This window comes from Klenkia sesuvii (genome assembly GCF_037083825.1).
Lineage (GTDB): Bacteria > Actinomycetota > Actinomycetes > Mycobacteriales > Geodermatophilaceae > Klenkia > Klenkia sesuvii.
In genome coordinates, this window is record NZ_JBAPLU010000002.1 from 201,936 (window position 1) to 224,366 (window position 22,431).

Consider the following 22,431-nt stretch of genomic DNA (forward strand, 5'->3'; position numbering starts at 1 on the left):
CCATGTGGTGACGGCCCACGCGTGAGGAGACACCCATGACCGACGTGCTCGACCAGACCGGCCTGCAGCAGCGGCGCCACCTGGTCACCGAGATCCCCGGCCCGCGGTCGGTCGAGCTCATGGCCCGCCGGCAGGCCGCGGTGTCGGCCGGGGTGGGGACGACGCTGCCGGTGTTCGTGTCCCGCGTGGGCGGCGGGGTCATCGAGGACGTCGACGGCAACACCCTCATCGACCTCGGGTCGGGCATCGCCGTCACCAGCGTCGGGGCCAGCGCGCCCCGGGTGGTCGCCGCGGTGCAGGCGCAGGTCGCCGACTTCACCCACACCTGCTTCATGGTCACCCCCTACGAGGGCTACGTGGCCGTGTGCGAGGCGCTGGCCGAGCTGACCCCCGGCGACCACGCCAAGAAGAGCGCGCTGTTCAACTCCGGCTCCGAGGCCGTGGAGAACGCGGTGAAGATCGCCCGCCACGCGACCGGCCGGCAGGCCGTGGTGGTGTTCGACCACGCCTACCACGGCCGCACCAACCTCACGATGGCCCTGACCGCCAAGAACATGCCCTACAAGCACCGGTTCGGGCCCTTCGCCGGCGAGGTCTACCGGGTGCCGATGAGCTACCCCTACCGCGACGGCCTCGCCGGCCCCGACGCCGCCGCGCGCGCGATCTCCCAGATCGAGGTGCAGGTCGGTGCGTCCAACACCGCCGCGCTGCTCATCGAGCCGGTGCAGGGCGAGGGCGGGTTCATCGAGCCGGCCCCGGGCTTCCTCACCGCGCTCCGCGAGTGGTGCACCGCCCACGGCGTCGTGCTCATCGCCGACGAGATCCAGTCCGGCTTCTGCCGCACCGGCGACTGGTTCGGCGTCGACGCCGAGGGCGTCGTCCCCGACCTGGTCACCACCGCCAAGGGCATGGCCGGCGGGATGCCGCTGGCCGCCGTCACCGGCCGCGCCGAGCTGATGGACGCCGTGCACCCGGGCGGCCTGGGCGGCACCTACGGCGGCAACCCGGTCGCCTGCGCCGCGGCCCTGGGCGCCATCGAGACCATGCGGTCCGAGGACCTCGCCGGCGCTGCCCGCGCCATCGGTGAGCGCATGCTGCCCCGACTGCGCGCCCTCGCCGAGCGGTTCCCCGCCATCGGCGACGTGCGCGGCCGCGGGGCGATGATCGCCCTGGAGCTGGTGCGGCCGGGCAGCACCGAGCCCGACGCCGCGCTCGCCGGCGCCGTGGCCAAGGCCTGCCACGCGCAGGGCGTCGTCGTCCTCACCGCCGGGTCCTACGGCAACGTGCTGCGCTTCCTGCCGCCGCTGGTGATCGGGCACGACCTCCTCGACGAGGCCCTCGACGTCGTCGAGGCCGCCTTCGCCGAGGTCACCGGCTCCTGATCCGCCGGCTCGACGGGCCCGACTGGGCCCTGCTCCGCGACGTCCGGGTCCGCGCCCTGCGCGCGGACCCGGACGCCTTCGCCTCCTCGGTGGCCGTCGAGGAGGCGCACCCGGCCGAGCACTGGCGCCGCGAGGTCGTGGCGGGTGCCTGGTTCCTGTCCCACCCGCTGGGTCTGGTGCACGGCACCAGGGACGGCGCCGACGCGGTGCTCGGCGCGATGTGGGTCTCCCCGACCGCCCGGGGGCACGGCGTCGGGGCCGCGCTGGTCGGCGCCGTCGTCGACTGGGCGGCCGCCGGGGGTGCCGACCGACTGCTGGCACGGGTGTTCGACGACGCCCCGCACGCCCACGAGCTCTACCGGCGGCACGGCTTCACCCCCGAGCCCACCGCGAGGACCAGCCGCTGGCACCCCCCGCGGACCTGGCGCACGTGGGCCCGACCCGTTGTGGCCGCCGCGCCGGGGCCCTAGCGTCGGGTCATGAAGAAGCTGATCAACGACCCCGCCGACGTGGTCGCCGACGCCCTGCGCGGGATGGCCGCCGCCCACCCCCGGCTGCGGGTCGACCACGAGAACCGGGTGGTGTTCCGCGGCGACGCCCCGGTGCAGGGCAAGGTCGGGCTGGTGTCCGGCGGCGGGTCGGGGCACGAGCCGATGCACGGCGGCTTCGTCGGCCCGGGCATGCTCGACGCCGCCTGCGCCGGCGAGGTGTTCACCTCGCCCGTGCCCGACCAGGTGGTGGCCGCGACCCAGGGTGTCGACGGCGGCGCCGGGGTGCTGCACGTCGTGAAGAACTACACCGGCGACGTCATGAACTTCGAGATGGCGGCCGAGCTGGTCGCCGCCGAGAGCGGCACCGAGGTGGTCACCGTGGTCGTCGACGACGACGTCGCGGTCACCGACAGCCTCTACACGGCCGGCCGCCGCGGGGTGGGCACCACCGTGCTGCTGGAGAAGGTCGTCGGCGCCGCCGCCGACGAGGGACGCCCGCTGGCCGAGGTCGCCGACCTGGCCCGCCGCGTCGACGACGCCGGCCGCAGCATGGGTGTCGCGCTGACCTCCTGCACGGTGCCGGCCGCCGGCAAGCCCACCTTCGACCTGCCCGAGGGCGAGATGGAGGTCGGCATCGGCATCCACGGCGAACCCGGCCGGCGCCGGGTGCCGCTGGCCCCGGCCCGCGAGGTCGCCGAGATGCTGGTCGAGCCGATCCTGGCCGACCGCAGCTTCTCCGACGGGGTCATCTGCTTCGTCAACGGCCTGGGCGGCACCCCGCTGCTGGAGCTCTACGTCGTGTACGCCGAGGTCGCGGCGATCCTCGAGAGGTCGGGCATCGGCATCGCCCGGTCGCTGGTCGGGCCGTACATGACCAGCCTGGAGATGGCCGGCTGCTCGGTCACCCTGCTGCAGGCCGACGACGAGATGCTGCGGCTGTGGGACGCCCCGGTCGACACCCCCGGGCTGCGGTGGGGCGCGTGAACCCCGACCAGCTCACTGCCTGGCTCACCCGGTTCGCCGACCTGGTGCACGCCCAGCGCGACGCGCTGACCGCGCTCGACTCGGCCATCGGCGACGCCGACCACGGCTCCAACATGGACCGCGGGATGAGCGCCGTCGTGGCCGCGCTGGCCGAGGCCCCGCCCGACGACGCCGCCGCGCTGCTCAAGAAGACCGGCACCACCCTGGTCTCGAAGGTCGGCGGGGCGAGCGGACCGCTGTACGGCACCCTCTTCCTGCGCATGGCCGGGTCGATCGGCGACGGGTTCGGCCCGGCGCTGCGGGCCGGGTACGAGGGTGTACTGGCCCGCGGCAAGGCCGAGCCGGGCGACAAGACGATGGTCGACGCCCTGGGGCCAGCCTGCGACGTGCTCGACGGCGGCGGGTCGCTGGCCGACGCCGCGCAGGCCGCGGCCGACGGGCGCGATGCCACGGTCCCGCTGGTGGCCCGCAAGGGGCGGGCCAGCTACCTCGGTGAGCGCAGTGCCGGCCACCAGGACCCGGGTGCGACGTCGACCGCGTTGCTGCTGCAGGCCGCTGCCGAGACGCTGGGGCTGACGCCGTGACCGTCGGCATCGTGGTGGTCTCGCACAGCCGGGCGCTGGCCGACGCCGCGGTCGAGCTGGCCCGGCAGATGCTGCCCGGCCGCGAGCTGGCCGTGGAGGTGGCCGCCGGCACCGAGGACGGCGGGCTGGGCACCGACGCCGCGGCGGTCTCGGCGGCGATCGAGGCGGCCGACTCGGGCGAGGGCACCGTCGTCCTCATGGACCTGGGCAGTGCGGTGCTGTCGGCGGAGACGGCGCTGGAGTTCCTGGCCGACGACGTGCGCGCCCGCACGACGCTGTCGGCGGCGCCGCTGGTCGAGGGGCTGGTCGGCGCCGTGGTCGTGGCGGCGGGCGGCGCGTCGCGGGAGCAGGTCGCCGCCGAGGCCGCGCGCGGGCTCGCGCCGAAGGAGGCGCAGCTGCGCTGAGATGTCCTAGCCTGCTCGCTGTGACTCCCCTGAGCGGTCCCGCCTGATGGCCAGCGGTCTGTTCGCGCTGTTCGACGACGTCGCGGCGATGGTGCGGTTGTCGGCCGCCTCGCTCGACGACATCGGTGCCGCCGCCGGCCGCGCCGGGGTCAAGGCCGCCGGCGTCGTGGTCGACGACGCCGCGGTCACCCCGCGCTACGTGCAGGGGCTGAAGCCCGAGCGCGAGCTGTCGATCATCTGGCGCATCGCCAAGGGGTCGATCCGCAACAAGCTGCTGATCATCCTGCCGGCGATCCTGCTGCTGTCGCAGTTCCTGCCGTTCCTGCTCACCCCGATCCTCATGCTCGGCGGGCTCTACCTCTGCTACGAGGGCGCCGAGAAGCTGTGGGAGAAGGTCTCGGGGCACCACCCCGAGGAGACCGCGACCGCCGAGGAGACCGTCACCGACCCCGCCGAGCACGAGCGGACCGTCGTGTCCGGGGCCGTGCGCACCGACTTCATCCTGTCCGCCGAGATCATGGTCATCGCGCTCAACGAGGTCGACACCGAGCCGTTCCTGTCCCGGGCGATCATCCTGGTCCTCGTCGCGGTGCTCATCACCGCGCTGGTCTACGGCGTGGTCGGGTTGATCGTGAAGATGGACGACGCCGGCGTCGCGCTGGCCGCCAAACCGTCGACGGGCGTCGCCGCGCTCGGCCGCGGGCTGGTCAAGGCCATGCCCGTCGTGCTGGCGACGCTGGCCACCGTCGGGGTCGCGGCGATGCTCTGGGTCGGCGGGCACATCCTGCTGGTGGGTGCCGAGGAGCTGGGCTGGGCCTGGCCCTACGACCTGGTGCACCACGCCGAGGTGGCGGTGCACGACGCCACCGGCGCACTGGGCGGGGTGCTCGGCTGGCTCACCAACACGGCACTGTCGGCCGTCGTCGGCGTCGTGGTCGGCGCGGTGGTCGTGGCCGTGCTCCACCTGGTCCCGAAGCGCGGCGGGAAGGCCGCCGCGCACTGACCTCAGGCCTCGACCAGCGGTTGCCCCAGGTCCACGGCCGCCCGCAGCATGCGCTTGTCCCGCGTCCACAGACGTGACCCCGGGACCAGGCGCAGCGACCCCAGCAGGTGCGCATCCACCGTGCTGAGCCCTCTGCCCCACAGCCGCTGATCCGCCACGAAGAGCAGGACCTCGTCGTGGTCGAGCCGCGGGAAGGACCGCAGCAGACCGAGCCCGGTCAGGACGTCGTCCCGCTGGGCCGAGCGGCCCATGGCGAGCTCCTCGAGGACGAGCGGGTGCTGGCCGACCTCGTCCTCGAGGAGCGCCCGGACGAGCGTGGGCTCCGGAGCGTGCAGGTGGTCGATCCAGACCGACGTGTCGACCAGGATCATCCGGCGGCGCCGCGGCGGCGCGGGCCAACCGCCGCCGTGGGGTCGCTGCCGCCCAGGGCAGCGAGTCGACGACCGCTCTCCACGCGGACGAGCAGCTCGAGCGAGTCCCGGATCAACGCTGACCGTTCCTTGGTCCCCGTCAATTCCTGCGCACGCGCGAGCAGCTCGTCGTCCAGGGTCACGGTGGTCCGCATCGTCGACGCCCTTCTCTGCACCAGATGATGCAGATCATGGTGCGCCCGGGTGGAGGACCGGTCAAGCGGCGGTGCTCAGCCGCCGCGGGCGAAGAGCTCGGCGGCCTGGGCGGCGTCGACGAAGGGGTACTTGACCTGGAACTGGGCCAGCGCGTCGGCGACCGAGAGCACGTGGGTCTCGCGCCGGCCCGCGGCGTCGACGGTCTGCACGGTGACCATGTCGTCGTTGATCGGCACCCAGTGGGTCTCGGCGTAGTCGGTGAAGACGTTCGGCACGCCCGCGACGGTAGACCGGCGGCTCAGTGCAGCGGGGCCAGCTCCCGGACCAGCTGCGCCTCCAGCGCCTCGGTGACCGCGGTGGACATCCACCCGGCGGCCAGGAACAGGGCGAGCTCCCGCTCGGTCGCCGAGGAGAGGGTCGCCACGAGGACCGCGGCGCTGGCCACCGCGTCGCACACCGTCGTCGTCATGTCCCCGGTATCGGCAGCCGGTGGCGCCGCCTCGACACCCGGGGGCATCGCCTAACCTCGACGGGTGGACCGTCGCCGCTTCCTGGCCCTCTCCCTCGCCGGCGGCGCCGCGCTGACCGGGTGCAGCTCGACGTCGGCCCCGCAGTCGGCCCCGCCCCCGACCACGCGGTCGACGACCCCGGCCACCACGGTGCCCACGACCTCGGCGCCGCCCACCTTCCCCGCCCCCGACCTGGTGAAGGTGCCCATCCCGCCGGGCAGGCTCACCGGCCTGCCCGGGGAGGGCTCGCTGCTCGCGTGGACCGTCGACGACGGCGACGACAGCTCCGTGGTGCGCGCCTACACCGAGTTCGGCCGCGACACCGGTACCCGGTTGACCTTCTTCCTCAACGGCTCGAAGCCGGCCTGGACCGAGAACGCCGACCTGCTGCGTCCACTGGTCGCCGACGGCCGCATCCAGCTGGGCAACCACACCTGGAGCCACGTCGACCTGACCTCGCTCAACCGCACCGGCGTCCAGGACGAGCTGCAGCGCAACCACGACTTCGTGCTCGACACCTACGGCGTGGACATGCGGCCCTACTACCGGCCGCCCTTCGGCTACCGCGACGCCGCCACCGACGCCGCGGCCGCCGAGATCGGCTACACCTGCCCCGTGCTCTGGTACGGGTCGCTGTCGGACTCGGGCCTGCTGACGCCCGACCAGGTCGTGGGCTTCGCCGACGAGTGGTTCCTGCCCCAGCACATCGTCATCGGGCACCTGAACTTCACCCCGGTGACGACGGTCTTCCCGCAGCTGCGCCAGATCATCGACGCCCGCGGTCTCACCACCGTCACCCTCGACGACGTCTTCCTGCGACCCACCGGCTGACGTCCGCGCGGCCGGTCCTGCGCCGGACCGGTTGCGGGCGAGGGACGTTGCACGGATGTGGCGCCGATCACCAAGGATGGCCCCGCAACGGTTAGCCTCGGGTCCCACCACCGGGAGGGGGCACATGACCGCCGTGCTGGGCAGCCCGCACCGACCACCCGCTCCCGCGTCCGCCGCCGGGCCCTTCAGCAAGTACCTGGTGCCCGAGGTGGTGTTCGGCTGGGGGGCGTTGTCCGAGGCCGGGCACGCCGCCCGCCGGCTGGGCGCGCGGCGGCCGTTCGTGGTCACCGACGACGGCGTGGCGGCGGCGGGGTGGGCCGACGAGCTCACCGGCCACCTGGCCGCGGTCGGGCTGACCGGCACGGTCTGGCAGGGCATGACGCCCAACCCGAAGGACCACGAGGTGGCCGCCGGGGCGCGGGCCTACGCCGACAGCGGCTGCGACGTCGTGGTCGGCCTGGGCGGCGGTTCGGTCATCGACGCGGCCAAGTCGATCGCGGTGGTGGCCAGCAACGGGGGCGCGATCCTGGACTACGAGGGTGTGGACCGGGTCGCGCTGGCGCTGCCACCCACGGTCATGTGCCCGACGACGGCCGGGACCGGCGCCGACGTCTCCCAGTTCGCCGTCGTCACCGACACCGCGCGCCGGGTCAAGGCGACGCTGATCGGCCGTGCGCTGGTGCCCGACATCTCGGTGACCGACCCCCGGCTGCTCACCACCATGCCCGACGACCTGGCGGCGGCCACCGGGCTCGACGCGCTCACCCACGCCGTCGAGGCCTACGTGTCCCGGGCGCACGGCCCGCTGAGCGACGTGCACGCCCTGCACGCCGTCGAGCTGATCGCGGCCCACCTGCGCCGCACGCTCACCCACCCCGACGACGAGGCCGCCCGCACCGCGATGGCCCAGGCCAGCCTGGAGGCCGGCCTGGCGTTCACCACCGCGATCCTCGGCGCCACCCACGCGATGAGCCACCAGGTGGGTGGGTTGCTGGACCTGCCGCACGGGGTGGTCAACGGGGTGCTGCTGCCGCACGTCATGCGGTTCAACGCCCGCACCACCGCCGAGCGGTTCGTCCCGGTCGCCCGCGCGCTCGGCGTCGACACCCGGCGCATGTCGGCGGCCGCGGCCGCCGACGCCGCCGCCGACGCGGTGGCCGCGCTGGCTGCGGACCTGGGGTGCCCCGCCGGGCTGGCCGAGCTCGGGGTGCGCCCCGCCGACGTCGACACCCTGACCACCACCACGCTGGCCGACGCGTGCCTGTCGACCAACCCGCGGGACGCCGGCGCCGCCGACGTCTCCGACCTGTTCCGGGTCGCGATGTGAGCACCCCGGGCATCACCGAGCTGACCGGGCTGCGCTCGTCCAAGCCGACCTGGTACGCCGAGTACCGGCAGACCGCGGACAAGCTGACCCGGGCGCTGGGCTCGCTGGACCGCATCGCGCAGGTGCTGTCGGCGACCGGTCAGGGGGCGGACGCGCTGTGCCGGGCGGTCGTCGACGCCGCCGCCGACCACCTCGGGGCCAGCTGGGTCGTGCTGGCCCTGCGCGAGGACGCGCTCCCCCTCGCCCGTCCGCGGCTGGTCGCCCGCGGGCCGGCCGGGGACCCGGTGCACCGGTTGGCCGACCTGCCCGGCGGGGTGGGCCGGGCGGTGGCCGCCGGGCTGGCCGCGGGCACCGTCGAGCCCCGACGCGACCGCGACGGCGCCGTCGTGGTGCCGCTGGTCGTCGACGGCGAGGCGGCCGGCGTCCTGGTGGCCTGGGTCGGCCCGCGAGCGACGACCGGGCCGGCCGACCTGGCGATCCTGCGCATCGTGGGCAACCAGTCCGCGGTGGCCCTGCTCAGCGACCACCTGCTGGCCGAGGCCGAGCAGCGGGCCCGCGACCTCGCCGAGCGCCACCGGCAGCTCGCCGAGGCCGAACGCCGGCTGGACGACGCCGCGCAACGGGAGGCCGTCGACGTCGAGCGGCACCGGATCGCCCGGGAGCTGCACGACAGCGTCGCCCAGCACGTGCTGTCGGCCGGGATGACCATCGAGTGGTGCCGGCCCGAGGTCGAGCACCACCGCGAGGTGTACGAACGGCTCGACCACGCCAAGGCGCTGACCCGGGAGGCGGTGGAGCGGCTGCGCGGGGCGATCCACGCCCTGTCGGCCGACCCCGACCACACCGAGGACCTGCCGGCGCGGCTGGCGCGGCTGCCCCAGGAGCACCCGGTGCCGGGGCTGGCCGTCGCCGTGCGGGTGGAGGGCCGCCCGGTGGACCTGCCGCCCCCGGCGGTGGTCGCCCTGCACCGGATCGCCACCGAGTGCCTGTTCAACACCACCCGGCACGCGGGGGCCAGCCGGTGCACGGTGCGGTTGGCCTACCGGCCCGGTCAGCTGCGGCTCTCGGTCGCCGACGACGGCACCGGGTCGCCGGAGGTGCTGCGCCGGGCGCTGCGCACGCCCGACGGCCGGCACCGGGGGCTGGTCAACATGGCCTCGCGGGCCGCGGAGGTCGGTGCGCGGCTGCGGGTGGGCCGGGCCCGTCTCGGCGGGGTGCGGGTGGACGTGGTGCTGCCGCTGGCGGGCCCCGGTGGCTGAGCCGATCCGGTTGCTGGTGGTCGACGACCACGCCATCGTGCGGCAGGGCCTGCGCTCGATCCTGGAGCGCGAGCCCGGCATCTCGGTGGTGGGCGAGGCCGCGACGCCGGGTGCGGCACTGGAGCTGGTGGCCCGGGAGCGGCCGCACATCGTGCTGCTGGACCTCAAGCTGTCGGCCGGCTCGGACGTGGACGGGCTGGAGCTGTGCGCCCGGATCACCGGCCGGGGTGGGCCGACGGCACCCGGGGTGCTCGTGGTCACGACCTTCCTGGACCAGCAGCTGGTGCTGCGGGCCATCCAGGCCGGCGCACGCGGCTACGTGCTCAAGGACGTCGACGCCACCGTCCTGGTCGCCGCCATCCGGGCGGTGCGGCGCGGGGAGTCGGCGTTCGACAGCCACAGCGCCGCCGCCGTCGTCCGCTCGCTGGCCGGGCCGGCGAACGCCTCCCCCGGGCCCGACGGCGCCGACCTCACCGGTCGGGAACGCGAGGTGCTGGCCCTGCTGGCGCGGGGGTTGTCCAACGAGGCGATCGGGCGGGAGCTGTTCATCTCCGCGACCACCGCCAAGTTCCACGTCGGCAACGTGCTGCGCAAGCTCTCGGTGTCCCGGCGGGCCGAGGCGGTCTACGCCGGGTCCAAGCTCGGCCTCATCTGACCGGCGCCGGCGTCAGCGCGCTCGGGTGACCACGTCGGTGGCGAAGCCCTCCAGGGCGGCCATGTCCCGGATGACCTCCACCCGGTCGCAGGAGTCGGCGTAGGCGGGCAGGTCGCAGCCGCCCAGCGCCCAGGAGTAGCGCGGCTCCGGGGTGAGCCAGATCGTCTCGCGGACCCGGCGGGCGAGGTCGGCGAACACGTCGACCCGGGGGGCGTTGCCGTTGCCCCGGCCGTCGCCGAGCACGAGCAGCGTCGTCCGGCGGGTGAACGCACCGCCGTGCTCGGCCGCCAGCTTCGCGAACACCGTCCCGTAGTCGCTGGTGGCGTCCACGTCGACCACGTCGCCGCCGAACACGAGGCCGAGCGCGTGCTCGAGCGGGTGCTCGTCGAACAGGTCGGTGATCTCCACGACGTCGTCGACGAAGGCGAACGTGCGCACCTGGGCGAACAGGTCCTGCAGGGCGTGCACCACGTGCAGGGTGAACCGGGCGGTGGTGCGCACCGACAGCGAGACGTCGGCCACCACGACCAGCCGGGGCTTGTCCGCGGCGAGGCGGGTGGTGACCGGGCGGAACGGCACGCCGTCGTACTTCATGTTCGACCGCATGGTGCGGCTGACGTCGATGCGCCCGTGGGTGGAGCGCTGCTTGCGGTGCGTCAGCCCGCCGTGCAGGGAGGTGGCCAGCCGGCGCAGGGACTCCTCGATGCGGGCGCGCTCGGCCTCGGTCACGCGCTGCACCGGCGCGGCGCGCATCTCCCGCTCCTCGATCGCCAGGTCGGTCATCTCGGCCAGCTTCTGCAGGTGGGCGCGCAGCAGCTCGGGCAGGTCCTCGATCACCCCGGCCAGCTGGCGGCGCAGCGCCTCGGCCACCTCGGGGTCCAGGTCGTCGACCGGTTGGGCCAGCCAGTCGCGCAGCGCCTGCTGCTGGGCGACCGACAGCTCGGCGTCCAGCTGCGTGCCGCCGGCCCGCACCAGGTCCCCGGGCAGCCCGGGGTCGTGCAACCGGCCGACCTCGACCTGCACCCGCTCCTGGCCGTCGGCGTTGCCCACCGGTTCGCTGCTGAGCACGATCTGCTGGGTCAGGCTGGCCAGGTCGACCTTGTTCGCCTCCTGGTGCAGGTTGTACTGCTGGGTCAGGTCCTCGGGTCGGAAGTGGTCGCGGATGTCGACCGGCTTGCCGTGGCTGTGGCCCTGCTCGGGTTCGGCACCGGGTTCGGTGGACCAGGTCATCCGGGTCAGCTCGCCCTCGTCGACCAGGTCGTCGTGGGCGTGGCCGTGGCCCTCGTCGGTGTCGGTCACCGCACGCAGGGAGAAGAACTTCGCGAAGGTGTCGGCGAAGACCTCGGTGTCGCGGCGGTCCTTGAGCAGGGCCGCCCCGAGGGCCGCCTTTAGCGAGGCCCGGTCCCCCACCCGGACGGCGGCCGCGGCGGCGAAGGCGTCCACCGCCTCGGCGGTGGAGATGCGCATGCCGCGCAGCCGCAGCAGCCGGATGAACCGGTGCAGCGCGCCCTCCATCAGACCGGCCGGCGGCGGGCCCCGCCGCCCCGGAAGGACCGCGCGCCCTGGGCGGAGGTGACCCCGCGCGGCGCGGCGGGGATCTCCCGGGCGCCCCCGGCCTTCTCGCTGCCCGATCCGCTGGTCCGCTGGCCGTAGTACTCCTCGTCGTGCCGGCCGGGCTGGTCCTTGGCGGCGCGGCGGGCGCGGCCGCCGTCGTCGTCGTCCCCGTGGTCGTGGGGTCGGCCGTCGTGGGGTCGGCCGTCGTGGGAGTGGCCCCCGTGGGAGTGGTCGTGGCCCCCGTGGGAGTGGTCGTGCCCGTGGCTGCGGTCGGGGACGTGCGCGTTGGGGTCGACCAGGCGGGGCAGCGCGGCGCGGGAGCGCTCGACGTCCCGCTCGTACTTGGCGACGACGGAGACGGTGTCGGCGAGCACGTCGGCGTCGAGCTCGGCCACCCCCAGGACGGCGAGCGTGCGCGCCCAGTCGATCGTCTCCGAGATCGACGGCGACTTGCGCAGGTCCAGCCCGCGCAGGCCGCGGACGATGCCGACCAGCTGCTGCGCCGCGGCGTCGTCCAGACCCGTCGCCTTCGACCGCAGGATCTCCAGCTCGCGTCCGGCGTCGGGGTACTCGAGGAACAGGTGCAGGCAGCGGCGCTTGAGCGCGGCCGACAGGTCGCGGGTGTTGTTGCTGGTGAGGATGACGTAGGGCGGGTGCTCGGCCACGAACGTGCCGATCTCGGGCACCGAGACCTGGTACTCGGCGAGCATCTCCAGCAGCACCGCCTCCAGCGCCTCGTCGGCCCGGTCCACCTCGTCGACCAGGAGCACCACCGGTTCCGGCGAGCGCACGGCCTCCAACAGCGGCCGGGCGGCGAGGAAGCGGTCGGAGAAGAAGGCGGTGTCCTGCTCGGCCACCCGCTCGACGGCGTCGGCCATCGTCGTGGTGTCGGCCAGCAGCTCGGCGGTCTTCTCCCGCAGGATCTGGGTGTAGAGCAGCTGTTTGCCGTAGTCCCACTCGTAGAGGGCCTTGGTCTCGTCCTGGCCCTCGTAGCACTGCAGCCGCAGCAGCCGCCGCCCGGTGGCCGCGGCGAGGGTCTTCGCCAGCTCGGTCTTGCCGACCCCGGCCGGGCCCTCCAGCAGCAGCGGCTTGCCCAGCCGGCTCATCACGAACGTGGTCGTGGCCAGCCGGCGGTCGGTGATGTAGCCGTGCTCGGCGAAGGCGCGGGCGACGTCGTCCACGCTGTCGAAGTCATCGGTCACGCGCACTCCTCGGGGTGGGGGGACGGGGGCGCCGGCAGGCCGTCCGGCACCCCCGTCGGTCGGTCAGGAGAGCAGGTCGTCCAGGTCGCCGGTCATGCAGTGCTCGACGACGGGGCGGACGGTCTCGAAGGTGCACTCCTTGGCGTTGCCCGGGGTGCAGGCGTCGCCGAGCACATGCCGGGTGATCCGGTCGACGTCGGCGTCGTCGCCGGCGATGACGCCCGCGCTCTCGTAGTACTTCGTGGGGCCCTCGCCCAGCCGGTTCTTGGAGTAGGTGTCCTTCTTCACGTCGACGAACCGCTCGGTGATGCCGACGTCGCGCAGCAGGCGCACCGCCGCGGCGAGGGCCGCCTCGGCGGCCTGCACGTCGGTCATGCCGTAGGTGTCCACGCCCATGGCGGTGGCCAGCTCGGCGAAGCGCTTGTACTGGGTGGGCATGTTGAACGCCCACACGCGGGGCAGCGCGATCGCGTTGTTCAACCCGTGGTGGGTGTCGTAGAACGCGCTGACCGCGTGGCTGATGGAGTGGATGATCCCCAGCCCGCCGGAGTTGAATGCCTGCGCGGCGATGTACTGCGCGTACATCATGCCCTCGCGGCCGGCGAGGTCCTGGCCGTTCCAGACCGCTTGGCGCAGGTTCTCCGCGGTCAGCTTGACCGCGTAGAGGGCGTTGCCCAGCGACGGGGCGAAGTTCAGCCGGCTGACGTAGGGCTCGGAGGCGTGGGCGAGGACGTCGAAGCCGCACTGGGCGGTGTAGTCGACCGGGCAGTCGTAGTAGAGGACCGGGTCGTCGATGGCCAGCGTGGTGACCGAGGTGTCGTCGAAGGCGACGTACTTGTGCGGGTTGTCCGGGTCGGTCGTGGTGTCGGTGATGACGTAGGCCCACGAGGTCTCCGAGCCGGTGCCGGCGGTGGTGGAGACGGCGATGTGCGGCGGGTTGTTGGGGTTCTCGCTCTGGTTGAAGCCCTCGAACTCGTTGACGCTGCGGCCGTCGTGCGCGACCGAGATGCGGGCACCCTTGCAGGCGTCGTGGCTGGAGCCACCACCGATGGAGACGAAGCTGTCGCAGTCGTTCTCCTGGTAGAGCTTGACCGCGTCCATGACGTTGTAGTCCTTGGGGTTGGACTCCACCTGGTCGTAGACGACGACGTCGAGGCCGTGCCACTTCATGGACTCGCTGATCTTCTCGACGATGTTCGTGCCGCGCAGGCCCGACGTCATGACCAGCGTCTTCTTGAAGCCCAGCTTCAGGGCCTCGGGGCCGATCAGCTCGTGCGCACCCGGCCCGAGCATGGCCCGGGGGAACGGGTGGAACTCCTTGATCGGGAACGGCTTGAGCAGTTCTTCGACCTGCATGGCGGCGGCCCTCCTGCGGCAGCGACGGTGCTGTGGTGGGCCGGAACCTATGGCCGCGGTCACACGCTGCGGGAGGTGTGCGGGGCAGCAACCGGCCGTCCGGGCTGTCAGGTCGACCCGACCGGGCAGGCGCACCTGCCCGGTCGGGCAGGGACCCGGACGACGGTCGGAGGCATCGCCTAGCCTCGCCGGGTGGTCGGCTCCCGCGGCCCCACCGCCGACACCGTCGACGACGTCCTGCCCGAGCCGACCCCCGAGGAGCCCCCGTGCGGTACTTCAGCGTGGCCTACCGCCCCCTGGAGTGGGCGCTGCCCCGCTTCGCCGAGGCCGTCTCGACCACCCCGTGCGGGCCCGGTGTCACCGACCTCGGCGCGCGCTACCCCGAGTGGGCCGGCCGCGACCGCCAGCTCGGCGAGTACGCGACGCTGTTCGCGCTGCGCCGAGCGCTGGAGTCCGAGGACGCCGCCGGGCCCGACGAGATGATCGGGATCTCCCACTACCGGCGCTTCGCCATGACCCTGCCGGCCAAGGTGTCCTCCCGCCGCGGCGAGGCGATCCGGCCGGCCGACTTCGCCAAGCTCTCCCGCGACCGGTTCATCCCCCCGCCGGACACCGTGCTCCACCTGCAGCCCATCCAGGTCGCACCATCGCTGATCGGCCAGTTCGGCCAGTACCACCACACCCGCGACCTGCTGTTCTTCATGGGTGTGGCGGTCGACCTCGGAGTGGTCACCGACGCCGAGGCAGCCGCCTGGTTGGGCGGCCAGCTGCTGGTGCCGGCGGCGACCGTCGGCGTCTTCCCCCGGGACTGGTGGCTGCGCACCATGACCGTGCTCGAGGAGGTCGCGGTCGCCTACGGCCAGCAGCACGGGGTCGACCGGGAGGGGTACCAGGCCCGCTCCCCCGCGTTCTGCCTGGAGCGGCTGCACTCGCTGCTGCTGGTCAAGCTCGTGCAGGGACGGGACCCGTCCCGGGTCGTCGCGCTGCCCGAGCTCATCGTCGACCCGAATGGCCGGTACGCCGGCAACGACGGCAGCCGCTGACCGGGGTCATGCTCCCGGGTGACCCGTAGTCCGGCCGGCGGAGCCGAGGAGGTTCACACGTTGAACCGGAACTCCACCACGTCGCCGTCGGCCATCACGTACTCCTTGCCCTCGATGCGCACCTGGCCCCTGGTCTTGGCGGCGGCCATCGAGCCGGCGGCGACGAGGTCGTCGAAGGAGACGACCTCGGCCTTGATGAAGCCCCGCTGGAAGTCGGTGTGGATGACCCCGGCGGCCTGCGGGGCGGTGGCCCCGACCGGGATGGTCCAGGCGCGGGACTCCTTGGGGCCGGCGGTCAGGTAGGTCTGCAGACCGAGGGTGGCGAAGCCGACGCGGGCGAGCTGGTGCAGGCCGGGCTCCTCCTGGCCGACGGCGGCCAGCAGCTCGGCGGCCTCCTCGTCGGGCAGCTCGGCCAGCTCGGCCTCGGTCTGCGCGTCGAGCACGATCGCCTCGGCGGGGGCCACGAGCGCACGCAGCTCGTCCAGCAGCTCGGTGTTGCCCAGCTCGTCGCTGTCGACGTTGAAGACGTACAGGAACGGCTTGGTGGTCATCAGGCCCAGTTCGCGCAACGGCTCGCTGTCCACCCCGGCGGCGAAGAGGGTCCGGCCGCTGTCGAGCACCTGCTGCGCGGCGACCGCGGCGTCGTGCAACGCCTTGCGGTCCTTGTCCTTGCGCATCTCCTTCTCCAGCCGCGGCACGGCCTTCTCCAGCGTCTGCAGGTCGGCCAGCAGCAGCTCGGTGTTGATCGTCTCGATGTCGTCCTTCGGCGAGACCTTGCCGTCGACGTGCACCACGTCGGGGTCGCTGAACACCCGGATGACCTGGCAGATCGCGTCGGACTCGCGGATGTTGGCCAGGAACTTGTTGCCCAGCCCCTGGCCCTCGCTGGCCCCGCGCACGATGCCGGCGATGTCGACGAACGACACCGTGGCCGGGATCTGCTTGGCGCTGCCGAACACCTCGGCGAGCTTGCCCAGGCGCTCGTCGGGCACCCCGACCACACCGACGTTGGGCTCGATGGTCGCGAACGGGTAGTTCGCGGCCAGCACGTCGTTCTTGGTCAGCGCGTTGAACAGGGTCGACTTGCCGACGTTGGGCAGACCGACGATGCCGATGGAGAGAGCCACGTCGGACCAGAGTACGGCCCGACGGGTCTCAGCCGACCGCCACCGCACTCCTCCGCAGCACGCCACCCCGGTGCTCGGCCGCCCGTTCCCACGCCGCCACCCACGACGCCGCTGTGTGCTCGGTCAGATGGCGGTCGAGCACCACCTCACGGGCCGCGCGCGCCTGGGCCGTGCGCCACTCCGGTTCGAGGAGGCCCTTGGTCAGCCCCTTCGCCCAGTCCTTGGCCGCGCGGGCCCGCCAACCCAGGCCCAACCGCTCGTACTCGGCCGAGGGGGACCTGACCGCGTACACACCGCGAGCCGCGTACTCGAGCACCTTCAGCCAGCTCTTGGCCGTGTTGAACCGGTCGATCCGCAGGGGTGCGATGCCCAGGTCGAACTCCTCGCCCAGCGCACGCAGGTAGGAATCGACGTCGGGGAGCCACCGGATCTCGGCCGGGGCATGGGTCAGCCCCAGCTTCTGGCCCGCGTCGCCGGCCTCCCCGAGCACCACGAACCGGCTCGGCGCCGCGTTCAGCGCCTGCTGCAAGCCGGACCCGACCTCGGGCAGGTCGTAGGGGTGCCCGTGGACGCTGCCGGCCCAACCGATCGTCGCCGTCCCGGGTTCCCGCAGGTACGCCGGCGGCAGCTCGGCGACGCGCCGCGGCACCGCGTTGGGCACGACCGTCCCCCGTCCGTGCGCCGCGTACGCGGTCAGCAGCGCCGGGGTCGAGACCGTGACGTGGTCAGCCAGCCGTGCGCACTCGAGCGCCCGCTCACCCATCCCGCCCATCACGAGGCGCCGGTGCCCCGGCATCCCGGCCGGCACCGCCGTCAGGAGGTCGTCCATCTCCACGACCACGCCGACCCCCCGCGCCTGCAGGATCGACACCATCTGGACGAGTTCGGCGGTCTTCGGCAGTTGGAACACCACCACGTCGGCACCCTGGTCGTCGATGTCGACCACGACCGGTCCGTCGGGTCCGGGGGTGCGGGACATCGTCGTCGCCAACCCGCCCACCACGACCACCTCTGCGCCCAGGGGCAGCTCCGACACCGCCCGCGCCGGCTCGCGCACCCGGTAGTAGCTGGATGCCGCGTGCTTGGTCGTGACGACGAGAACCTTCACGGGACGCCCTGACTGTCGACGGTACGGGGTGCGGGAACCCTCATCGGCGGGCCGGGACCGCGGCAGCACCACCGTGTCCGATTCCCGCCAGATCGATGGCGTGGTCGCTGGCATGCTCGGAGCCGTGACCGAACTCCTGGAGGGACGGGGACTGGACCCCGAGCGCTGCTACCGCGCCGTCGCCAGCCGGGATGCCCGCTTCGACGGGTGGTTCTTCACCGCCGTGCACACCACCGGCATCTACTGCCGCCCCTCCTGCCCGGCGCGCACCCCGCTGCCGGGCAACGTGAGCTTCCACCCCACCGCGGCGGGTGCGCAGGCCGCCGGGTTCCGCGCCTGCCGGCGGTGCCGCCCCGACGCCGTCCCGGGCTCCCCCGAGTGGGACGTGCGGGCCGATGTCGTCGCCCGCGCGGTGCGGGCCGTCGTCGACGGGGAGGTCGAGCGCTGCGGGGTGGCCGGGCTGGCCGCCGGGCTGGGCTACAGCGAACGCCAGCTGCACCGGCTCGTCGTCGGTGAGCTCGGGGTCGGGCCGCTGGCCCTGGCCCGGGCGCAGCGGGCGCAGACCGCCCGGGTGCTGCTGGAGACCACCGACCTCGCGGTCGCCGACATCGCCTTCGCCGCCGGCTTCGCCAGCGTGCGGCAGTTCAACGACACCGTGCGCGAGGTCTTCGCCACCACCCCCACCGGCCTGCGGGGGTCCCGTCGACGGGCCGGTGGGGGTGCTGGACCCTCGGGCTGGCTCACCCTGCGGCTGGCCGCCCGGGCCCCGTTCTGCGCCGAGGAGGTGCTGCTGTTCCTCGGCGGGCACGCCGTCGCCGGGCTCGAGGAGTGGGACGGCGCGACGTTCTCGCGCGTGCTGGACCTGCCGCACGGCCCCGGGGTGGTCCGCCTGTCCCCCGGCGCCGACCAGGCGTCGATCACCGCGCGGCTGCAGCTGACCGAGCTGCGCGACCTGGGGGCGGCGGTCGCCCGCTGCCGGCACCTGCTCGACCTCGACGCCGACCCGACCGCCGTCGACGACGTGCTCGCCGCCGACCCTGCGCTCACCGGCCTGGTGCGCGCCGCCCCGGGCCGGCGGGTGCCCACCCACCCGGACGCCGCCGAGGCCGCCGTGCGGGCCGTGCTGGGCCAGCACGTGTCGCTCGCCGGCGCGCGCACCTTCACCGCCCGGCTGCTCGCCGCCGCCGGCACCCCGCTGCCCGAACCGGTGGGTGGCCTCACCCACGCCTTCCCGCGGCCCGAGGCCCTGGTGGAGGCCGACCTCGGTGCCGTCGGGCTGACCGGCAGCCGGCGACGCACCGTGCACGCCCTGGCCGGCGCGCTGGCCACGGGCCAGCTGGACCTGGGACCCGGCGCCGACCGGGCCGAGGCCGGCCGGGCGCTGCTCGCCCTGCCCGGCATCGGCCCGTGGACCGTCGCGCTGGTCGCCCTGCGCGGTCTCGGCGACCCCGATGTCTGGCTGCCCGGCGACCTCGCGCTGCGGCGCTCGCTCGCCGCCCTGGGCAGCTCGGACGCCGACGCCGCCACCCGCTGGCGGCCCTGGCGCTCCTACGCCGTCCTGCACCTGTGGGCGATGTCCGCCCCGGCCCTGTTCACCCGTCACCCGGAGGCCCAGCCGTGACCGCCCTGCACGCCACCACCGCCACGCCCGTCGGCCCGTTCACCGTCCTCGTCGACGACGGCGCCGTGCTCGCCAGCGGCTGGACCGCGCACATCTCCGACCTGCTCCCCGTCGTGCACCGGAGCCTGCGGCCGACGTCCTCGGTCGAGGCCGACCGGTTGCCTGTGCTCGACGTCGTCGACGCCTTCCACGCCGGCGACGTCGCGGCCATCGACGACGTGGTGGTGCGGCAGCGCTCGGGCCCCTTCCTGCAGGATGCCTGGGACGTCCTGCGCACCGTCCCGGCCGGCGAGCCCGACAGCTACGCCGCCTTCGCCGCCCGGTGCGGCCGCCCGGCGGCTGTCCGCGCCGCCGCGGGTGCCTGCGCCCGCAACGCCGCCGCGCTGTTCGTGCCCTGCCACCGGGTGCTGGCCACCGGCGGCGGGCTGGGCGGGTTCCGCTGGGGGACGCCGGTCAAGCGCTGGCTGCTCGACCACGAAGCGGCCCACACCACCGGGCGGGCCGCCGCGGCGCAGCCGGTACCTGCGGCGCAAGGAGAACTGTCGTACCCCTGAGGCACCCTCGCCGGCATGGACGCCACCTCCCTGCTGCTCGGGCTGGTCACCGGTGCACTGCTGGCCACCGCGGTGACCCTGGCCGCCGTGGCGCTCCTGCGCCGCCGTGCCCCGCAGCCCGACGGCCTGGAACCGGTGCACGAGTCGCTGGACCACCTGCACCGGCTGCTGGCCGGCATCGAGCGCGACCGGGCCACCGCGCACGGGGAGCTGCGCGAGCAGGTGGGCACGGTGGGCCAGACCTCGGCGCTGCTGCGCCGGGAGACCGCCGCGCTGGTCACGGCGCTGCGCACCCCGCACGTGCGGGGCCGCTGGGGCGAGGTGCAGCTGCGCCGGCTGGTCGAGGTGGCCGGCCTGCTCGAGCACTGCGACTTCGTGGAGCAACCCTCCGCCGTCAACGACCAGGGCACCGGGGTGCGCCCCGACCTGGTGGTCACCCTCGCCGACGGCAAGCAGGTGGTGGTCGACGCCAAGGTGCCCTTCGCCGGGTGGATCGAGGCGGTGCAGGCCACCGACGACGTGGTGCGCCGCCAGCGGGTGGCCGAGCACGCCCGGCAGCTGCGCGCCCACGTCGAGGCCCTGGCCGGTCGGCGCTACCCCACCGCGTTCGACTCCGCCGCACCCTTCACCGTGCTGTTCGTGCCCTCCGACGGGTTCCTCACCACGGCCCTGGAGGCCGAGCCCGCGCTGCTCGAGCACGCCTTCACCCGCGACGTGGTCATCGCCACGCCCAGCACGCTGCTGGCCCTGCTGCGCACCGTCGCGCACTCGTGGCGCACCGAGCGGCTGGCCCGCGAGGCCGCCTCGGTGCTCGAGGTGGGTCGGTTGCTGCACGCCCGGCTCGGCACGTTGTCGGGCCACCTCACCCGGTTGGGCAGTGCGCTCGGCGCCGCGGTGGGCCGGTTCAACGACACCGTGGGCAGCTACGAGACCTCGGTGCTCGGCGCGGCCCGCCGGTTCGACGACCTCGGGGTGTCGGCCACCCCCGTGCCCGAGCCTGGTCCGGTGTCGGCCGAGGTGCGGCCGCTGCGTCCCCCCGTCGGCGAGCAGCCCGCCGGTGACCTCCGGTACGGGTGAGGTCCGCGGGGCACGGCTCGCCGCGCCCGGCCCCCCGACCTCCAGCTGCTCCCCAGGGAGGGCCGTTACCGTGACGTGATCGATGGGCGGGCCACGGATGGTGCTGCCCCGAGCGAGGAGGTGCACCATCGCACCGGTCACAGCTGTCGAGTCCAGGCGGGAGGGTGTCGTGCGTAGCGAGCGTGAGCGCGCCGAGGAGTTCCGCCCCGCCGTCCCGCGTCCCCGCGCCGGGGCGTCCGCGCACAGCCGGTCGGCCGAACGGCCCGCCCGTGGTGACTGGTCGCCCGATCGGGCCGAGTCCCGCGGTGCCCGACCCGGGCGCGACCGGCACCCCGCCCCCGCCGGTCCGGAGGGTCGTCGGGCGGCCCGGCGCGCCACTGCCCCGCAGCGCGGCATCCGCGGCGCCCTGGGCGTGCTCGCCGTGTTCCTCGTCACCCTGGCCGGCGCCGGCCTGGACTCCTACTTCGGGGTCGGGTTGGGCACCCTCACGACGGTCGGCCTGGTCGCGTCGACCGTGGGCGCCGCGCTGGTCGTGCGCCGCCGGGACCTGGCCACCGTGGTCGTCGCCCCGCCGCTGGTCTTCGTCGGCGTGGCGGTGGTCAACATCGTGCTGGCGCCCTCGGCGACCTTCTCCCCGGCCACGGTCGCCACCCTGCTCATCCGCGGCTTCCCGGCCATGGCCATCGCGGTGGCCGCCGCGCTCGTGCTCACCGCCGTCCGGGTGGTCGCCCGCCGCTGACCGGCGGCCACCACCCGGACGTCAGCGGGTCACTCGGCCGAGGCGTCCACCGCCAGCGCTTCGCGGCGCTGCTTGAGCTCGTGCGGCAGGGCGAAGACCAACCGCTCCTCGGCCGCCTTCACCGTCTCCACGTCGGGGTAGCCCCGCTGGCCCAGCCAGTCCAACAGCTCGCTGACCAGCACCTCGGGCACCGACGCGCCGCTGGTGACGCCGACGGTCGACACGCCCTCCAACCAGGCCTCGTCGACCTCGGCGGCGTAGTCCACCAGGTGGGCGGCGCGGGCGCCGGCCTCCAGGGCCACCTCGACCAGGCGCACCGAGTTCGAGGAGTTGGTCGAGCCGACCACGAGCACCAGGTCGCACTCGGCGGCCATCTGCTTGACGGCCTGCTGACGGTTCTGCGTGGCGTAGCAGATGTCGTCGCTGGGCGGTGACTGCAGGCCGGGGAAGCGCACCTTCAACTGGTCGACCGTGGCGAGGGTCTCGTCGACCGACAAGGTGGTCTGGGAGAGCCACACCACCTTCTCCGGGTCGCGCACCTGCACGTTCGCGACGTCGTCGGGGCCGTCGACCAGCTGGGTGTGCGTCGGCGCCTCGCCCATCGTGCCCTCGACCTCCTCGTGCCCGCGGTGGCCGATCAGCAGGATGTCGTAGTCGTCCTTGGCGAACCGCTGGGCCTCTTTGTGCACCTTGGTCACCAGGGGGCAGGTGGCGTCGATCGTGCGCAGCGAGCGCTGCGCGGCCTGCTCGTGCACCACCGGGGATACCCCGTGCGCGCTGAAGACCACCACCGCGCCCTCGGGCACCTCCTCGGTCTCCTCGACGAAGACCGCGCCGCGGCGCTCGAGGGTGGCCACCACATGCTTGTTGTGCACGATCTGCTTGCGCACGTACACGGGTGCGCCGTGGATCTCGAGGGCCTTCTCCACCGCGATCACCGCGCGGTCCACGCCGGCGCAGTAGCCCCGGGGGTCGGCGAGCAGGACACGTCCGTGGGCACCAGGCATGCCTCCACGGTAACCGCGGCGGCGCCCGGGAGCGCGGGTCCGCCGCAG

General features: G+C 74.2%; 25 protein-coding genes. 15 read left to right on the forward strand and 10 right to left on the reverse strand.

Features of this window, described 5'->3' with window-relative positions:
- The first annotated feature begins 35 nt into the window (after positions 1 to 35).
- The 6 genes from gabT (at position 36) to TEK04_RS02865 (ending at position 4,848) form a co-directional block, all read left to right on the forward strand.
- The gene (gene gabT, locus TEK04_RS02840) at positions 36 to 1,382 is read left to right on the forward strand and encodes a 4-aminobutyrate--2-oxoglutarate transaminase (RefSeq protein WP_336402792.1); all 1,347 of its coding nucleotides are present in this window, start codon (positions 36 to 38) and stop codon (positions 1,380 to 1,382) included.
- Positions 1,383 to 1,471: 89 nt separating this feature from the next.
- Positions 1,472 to 1,852: a GNAT family N-acetyltransferase gene (locus TEK04_RS02845; protein ID WP_336402793.1), complete on the forward strand. Its 381-nt coding sequence runs from the start codon at positions 1,472 to 1,474 to the stop codon at positions 1,850 to 1,852.
- Positions 1,853 to 1,861: 9 nt separating this feature from the next.
- Positions 1,862 to 2,857: a dihydroxyacetone kinase subunit DhaK gene (dhaK, locus tag TEK04_RS02850; RefSeq protein WP_336402794.1), complete on the forward strand. Its 996-nt coding sequence runs from the start codon at positions 1,862 to 1,864 to the stop codon at positions 2,855 to 2,857.
- On the forward strand, positions 2,854 to 3,441 hold the full coding sequence (gene dhaL, locus TEK04_RS02855) for a dihydroxyacetone kinase subunit DhaL (protein ID WP_336402795.1): 588 nt from the start codon (positions 2,854 to 2,856) through the stop codon (positions 3,439 to 3,441). The genes dhaK and dhaL overlap by 4 nt, the downstream gene beginning before the upstream one ends.
- The gene (gene dhaM, locus TEK04_RS02860; protein WP_336402796.1) at positions 3,438 to 3,845 is read left to right on the forward strand and encodes a dihydroxyacetone kinase phosphoryl donor subunit DhaM; all 408 of its coding nucleotides are present in this window, start codon (positions 3,438 to 3,440) and stop codon (positions 3,843 to 3,845) included. Before dhaL ends, dhaM begins: the two co-directional genes overlap by 4 nt.
- Positions 3,846 to 3,891: 46 nt before the next feature.
- On the forward strand, positions 3,892 to 4,848 hold the full coding sequence (locus tag TEK04_RS02865) for a DUF808 domain-containing protein (protein ID WP_336402797.1): 957 nt from the start codon (positions 3,892 to 3,894) through the stop codon (positions 4,846 to 4,848).
- A gap of 2 nt (positions 4,849 to 4,850) precedes the next feature.
- On the opposite strand, the gene TEK04_RS02870 is transcribed toward TEK04_RS02865, so the two are convergent.
- From TEK04_RS02870 to TEK04_RS02885, 4 genes are all read right to left on the reverse strand, one after another.
- Entirely contained in the window at positions 4,851 to 5,219 is a 369-nt protein-coding gene (locus TEK04_RS02870; RefSeq protein ID WP_336402798.1) for a type II toxin-antitoxin system VapC family toxin, read from the reverse strand.
- On the reverse strand, positions 5,216 to 5,401 hold the full coding sequence (locus TEK04_RS02875; protein WP_336402799.1) for a type II toxin-antitoxin system VapB family antitoxin: 186 nt from the start codon (positions 5,399 to 5,401) through the stop codon (positions 5,216 to 5,218). Before TEK04_RS02875 ends, TEK04_RS02870 begins: the two co-directional genes overlap by 4 nt.
- Before the next feature lie 87 nt (positions 5,402 to 5,488).
- A complete protein-coding gene (locus TEK04_RS02880) occupies positions 5,489 to 5,689 on the reverse strand; it encodes a hypothetical protein (protein WP_336402800.1) in 201 nt (66 codons plus the stop codon).
- A 23-nt stretch (positions 5,690 to 5,712) separates the two neighbouring features.
- A complete protein-coding gene (locus tag TEK04_RS02885; protein WP_336402801.1) occupies positions 5,713 to 5,883 on the reverse strand; it encodes a hypothetical protein in 171 nt (56 codons plus the stop codon).
- Between the two features lie 64 nt (positions 5,884 to 5,947).
- Here TEK04_RS02885 and TEK04_RS02890 point away from each other — a divergent pair, with 64 nt between their 5' ends.
- The 4 genes from TEK04_RS02890 (at position 5,948) to TEK04_RS02905 (ending at position 9,995) form a co-directional block, all read left to right on the forward strand.
- Positions 5,948 to 6,754, forward strand: coding sequence for a polysaccharide deacetylase family protein (locus TEK04_RS02890; protein WP_336402802.1), 807 nt, complete (start codon positions 5,948 to 5,950; stop codon positions 6,752 to 6,754).
- Between the two features lie 124 nt (positions 6,755 to 6,878).
- Positions 6,879 to 8,081: an iron-containing alcohol dehydrogenase gene (locus TEK04_RS02895; RefSeq protein ID WP_336402803.1), complete on the forward strand. Its 1,203-nt coding sequence runs from the start codon at positions 6,879 to 6,881 to the stop codon at positions 8,079 to 8,081.
- Positions 8,078 to 9,340, forward strand: coding sequence for a GAF domain-containing sensor histidine kinase (locus TEK04_RS02900; RefSeq protein WP_336402804.1), 1,263 nt, complete (start codon positions 8,078 to 8,080; stop codon positions 9,338 to 9,340). The genes TEK04_RS02895 and TEK04_RS02900 overlap by 4 nt, the downstream gene beginning before the upstream one ends.
- Entirely contained in the window at positions 9,333 to 9,995 is a 663-nt protein-coding gene (locus tag TEK04_RS02905) for a MadR family response regulator transcription factor (protein ID WP_336402805.1), read from the forward strand. The genes TEK04_RS02900 and TEK04_RS02905 overlap by 8 nt, the downstream gene beginning before the upstream one ends.
- A gap of 12 nt (positions 9,996 to 10,007) precedes the next feature.
- Here the strand turns inward: TEK04_RS02905 and TEK04_RS02910 are convergent, their stop codons facing one another.
- From TEK04_RS02910 to mdo, 3 genes are all read right to left on the reverse strand, one after another.
- Entirely contained in the window at positions 10,008 to 11,510 is a 1,503-nt protein-coding gene (locus TEK04_RS02910) for a VWA domain-containing protein (protein ID WP_336402806.1), read from the reverse strand.
- Positions 11,510 to 12,751 carry an AAA family ATPase gene (locus TEK04_RS02915; RefSeq protein WP_336402807.1) on the reverse strand — a complete coding sequence of 414 codons (1,242 nt, stop codon included), beginning with the start codon at positions 12,749 to 12,751 and terminating at the stop codon, positions 11,510 to 11,512. Before TEK04_RS02915 ends, TEK04_RS02910 begins: the two co-directional genes overlap by 1 nt.
- 63 nt (positions 12,752 to 12,814) lie before the next feature.
- Positions 12,815 to 14,107, reverse strand: a complete 1,293-nt coding sequence (gene mdo, locus TEK04_RS02920) for an NDMA-dependent methanol dehydrogenase (RefSeq protein WP_336402808.1) — start codon at positions 14,105 to 14,107, stop codon at positions 12,815 to 12,817.
- A gap of 266 nt (positions 14,108 to 14,373) precedes the next feature.
- On the opposite strand from mdo, the gene TEK04_RS02925 reads away from it, so the two are divergent.
- Positions 14,374 to 15,150 (forward strand): hypothetical protein, encoded by a 777-nt coding sequence (locus TEK04_RS02925; RefSeq protein ID WP_336402809.1) that lies wholly within the window; start codon positions 14,374 to 14,376, stop codon positions 15,148 to 15,150.
- Positions 15,151 to 15,203: 53 nt separating this feature from the next.
- On the opposite strand, the gene ychF is transcribed toward TEK04_RS02925, so the two are convergent.
- Entirely contained in the window at positions 15,204 to 16,277 is a 1,074-nt protein-coding gene (ychF, locus tag TEK04_RS02930; RefSeq protein ID WP_336402810.1) for a redox-regulated ATPase YchF, read from the reverse strand.
- Positions 16,278 to 16,305: 28 nt separating this feature from the next.
- Positions 16,306 to 17,385, reverse strand: a complete 1,080-nt coding sequence (locus tag TEK04_RS02935; protein WP_336402811.1) for a glycosyltransferase family protein — start codon at positions 17,383 to 17,385, stop codon at positions 16,306 to 16,308.
- Between the two features lie 124 nt (positions 17,386 to 17,509).
- On the opposite strand from TEK04_RS02935, the gene TEK04_RS02940 reads away from it, so the two are divergent.
- The 4 genes from TEK04_RS02940 (at position 17,510) to TEK04_RS02955 (ending at position 21,376) form a co-directional block, all read left to right on the forward strand.
- A complete protein-coding gene (locus TEK04_RS02940) occupies positions 17,510 to 19,006 on the forward strand; it encodes an AlkA N-terminal domain-containing protein (RefSeq protein WP_336402812.1) in 1,497 nt (498 codons plus the stop codon).
- Positions 19,003 to 19,560 carry a methylated-DNA--[protein]-cysteine S-methyltransferase gene (locus TEK04_RS02945; protein ID WP_336402813.1) on the forward strand — a complete coding sequence of 186 codons (558 nt, stop codon included), beginning with the start codon at positions 19,003 to 19,005 and terminating at the stop codon, positions 19,558 to 19,560. The genes TEK04_RS02940 and TEK04_RS02945 overlap by 4 nt, the downstream gene beginning before the upstream one ends.
- Positions 19,561 to 19,575: 15 nt before the next feature.
- Positions 19,576 to 20,637: a DNA recombination protein RmuC gene (locus TEK04_RS02950; protein WP_336402814.1), complete on the forward strand. Its 1,062-nt coding sequence runs from the start codon at positions 19,576 to 19,578 to the stop codon at positions 20,635 to 20,637.
- 169 nt (positions 20,638 to 20,806) lie between these two features.
- Positions 20,807 to 21,376 (forward strand): DUF6542 domain-containing protein, encoded by a 570-nt coding sequence (locus TEK04_RS02955; RefSeq protein WP_336402815.1) that lies wholly within the window; start codon positions 20,807 to 20,809, stop codon positions 21,374 to 21,376.
- Between the two features lie 29 nt (positions 21,377 to 21,405).
- Here TEK04_RS02955 and TEK04_RS02960 read toward each other — a convergent pair whose 3' ends face one another.
- Positions 21,406 to 22,383 (reverse strand): 4-hydroxy-3-methylbut-2-enyl diphosphate reductase, encoded by a 978-nt coding sequence (locus tag TEK04_RS02960; RefSeq protein ID WP_336402816.1) that lies wholly within the window; start codon positions 22,381 to 22,383, stop codon positions 21,406 to 21,408.
- Between the last annotated feature and the right edge of the window lie 48 nt (positions 22,384 to 22,431).

Bases quoted from the DNA above. Each gene is read 5' to 3' on its own strand.
- TEK04_RS02885 (WP_336402801.1), bottom strand. From the start codon at position 5,883: ATGACGACGACGGTGTGCGACGCGGTGGCCAGCGCCGCGGTCCTCGTG.
- TEK04_RS02865 (WP_336402797.1), top strand. From the start codon at position 3,892: ATGGCCAGCGGTCTGTTCGCGCTGTTCGACGACGTCGCGGCGATGGTG.
- gabT (WP_336402792.1), top strand. From the start codon at position 36: ATGACCGACGTGCTCGACCAGACCGGCCTGCAGCAGCGGCGCCACCTG.
- mdo (WP_336402808.1), bottom strand. From the start codon at position 14,107: ATGCAGGTCGAAGAACTGCTCAAGCCGTTCCCGATCAAGGAGTTCCAC.
- TEK04_RS02895 (WP_336402803.1), top strand. From the start codon at position 6,879: ATGACCGCCGTGCTGGGCAGCCCGCACCGACCACCCGCTCCCGCGTCC.
- TEK04_RS02960 (WP_336402816.1), bottom strand. From the start codon at position 22,383: ATGCCTGGTGCCCACGGACGTGTCCTGCTCGCCGACCCCCGGGGCTAC.
- TEK04_RS02910 (WP_336402806.1), bottom strand. From the start codon at position 11,510: ATGGAGGGCGCGCTGCACCGGTTCATCCGGCTGCTGCGGCTGCGCGGC.
- TEK04_RS02950 (WP_336402814.1), top strand. From the start codon at position 19,576: ATGGACGCCACCTCCCTGCTGCTCGGGCTGGTCACCGGTGCACTGCTG.
- dhaK (WP_336402794.1), top strand. From the start codon at position 1,862: ATGAAGAAGCTGATCAACGACCCCGCCGACGTGGTCGCCGACGCCCTG.
- TEK04_RS02870 (WP_336402798.1), bottom strand. From the start codon at position 5,219: ATGATCCTGGTCGACACGTCGGTCTGGATCGACCACCTGCACGCTCCG.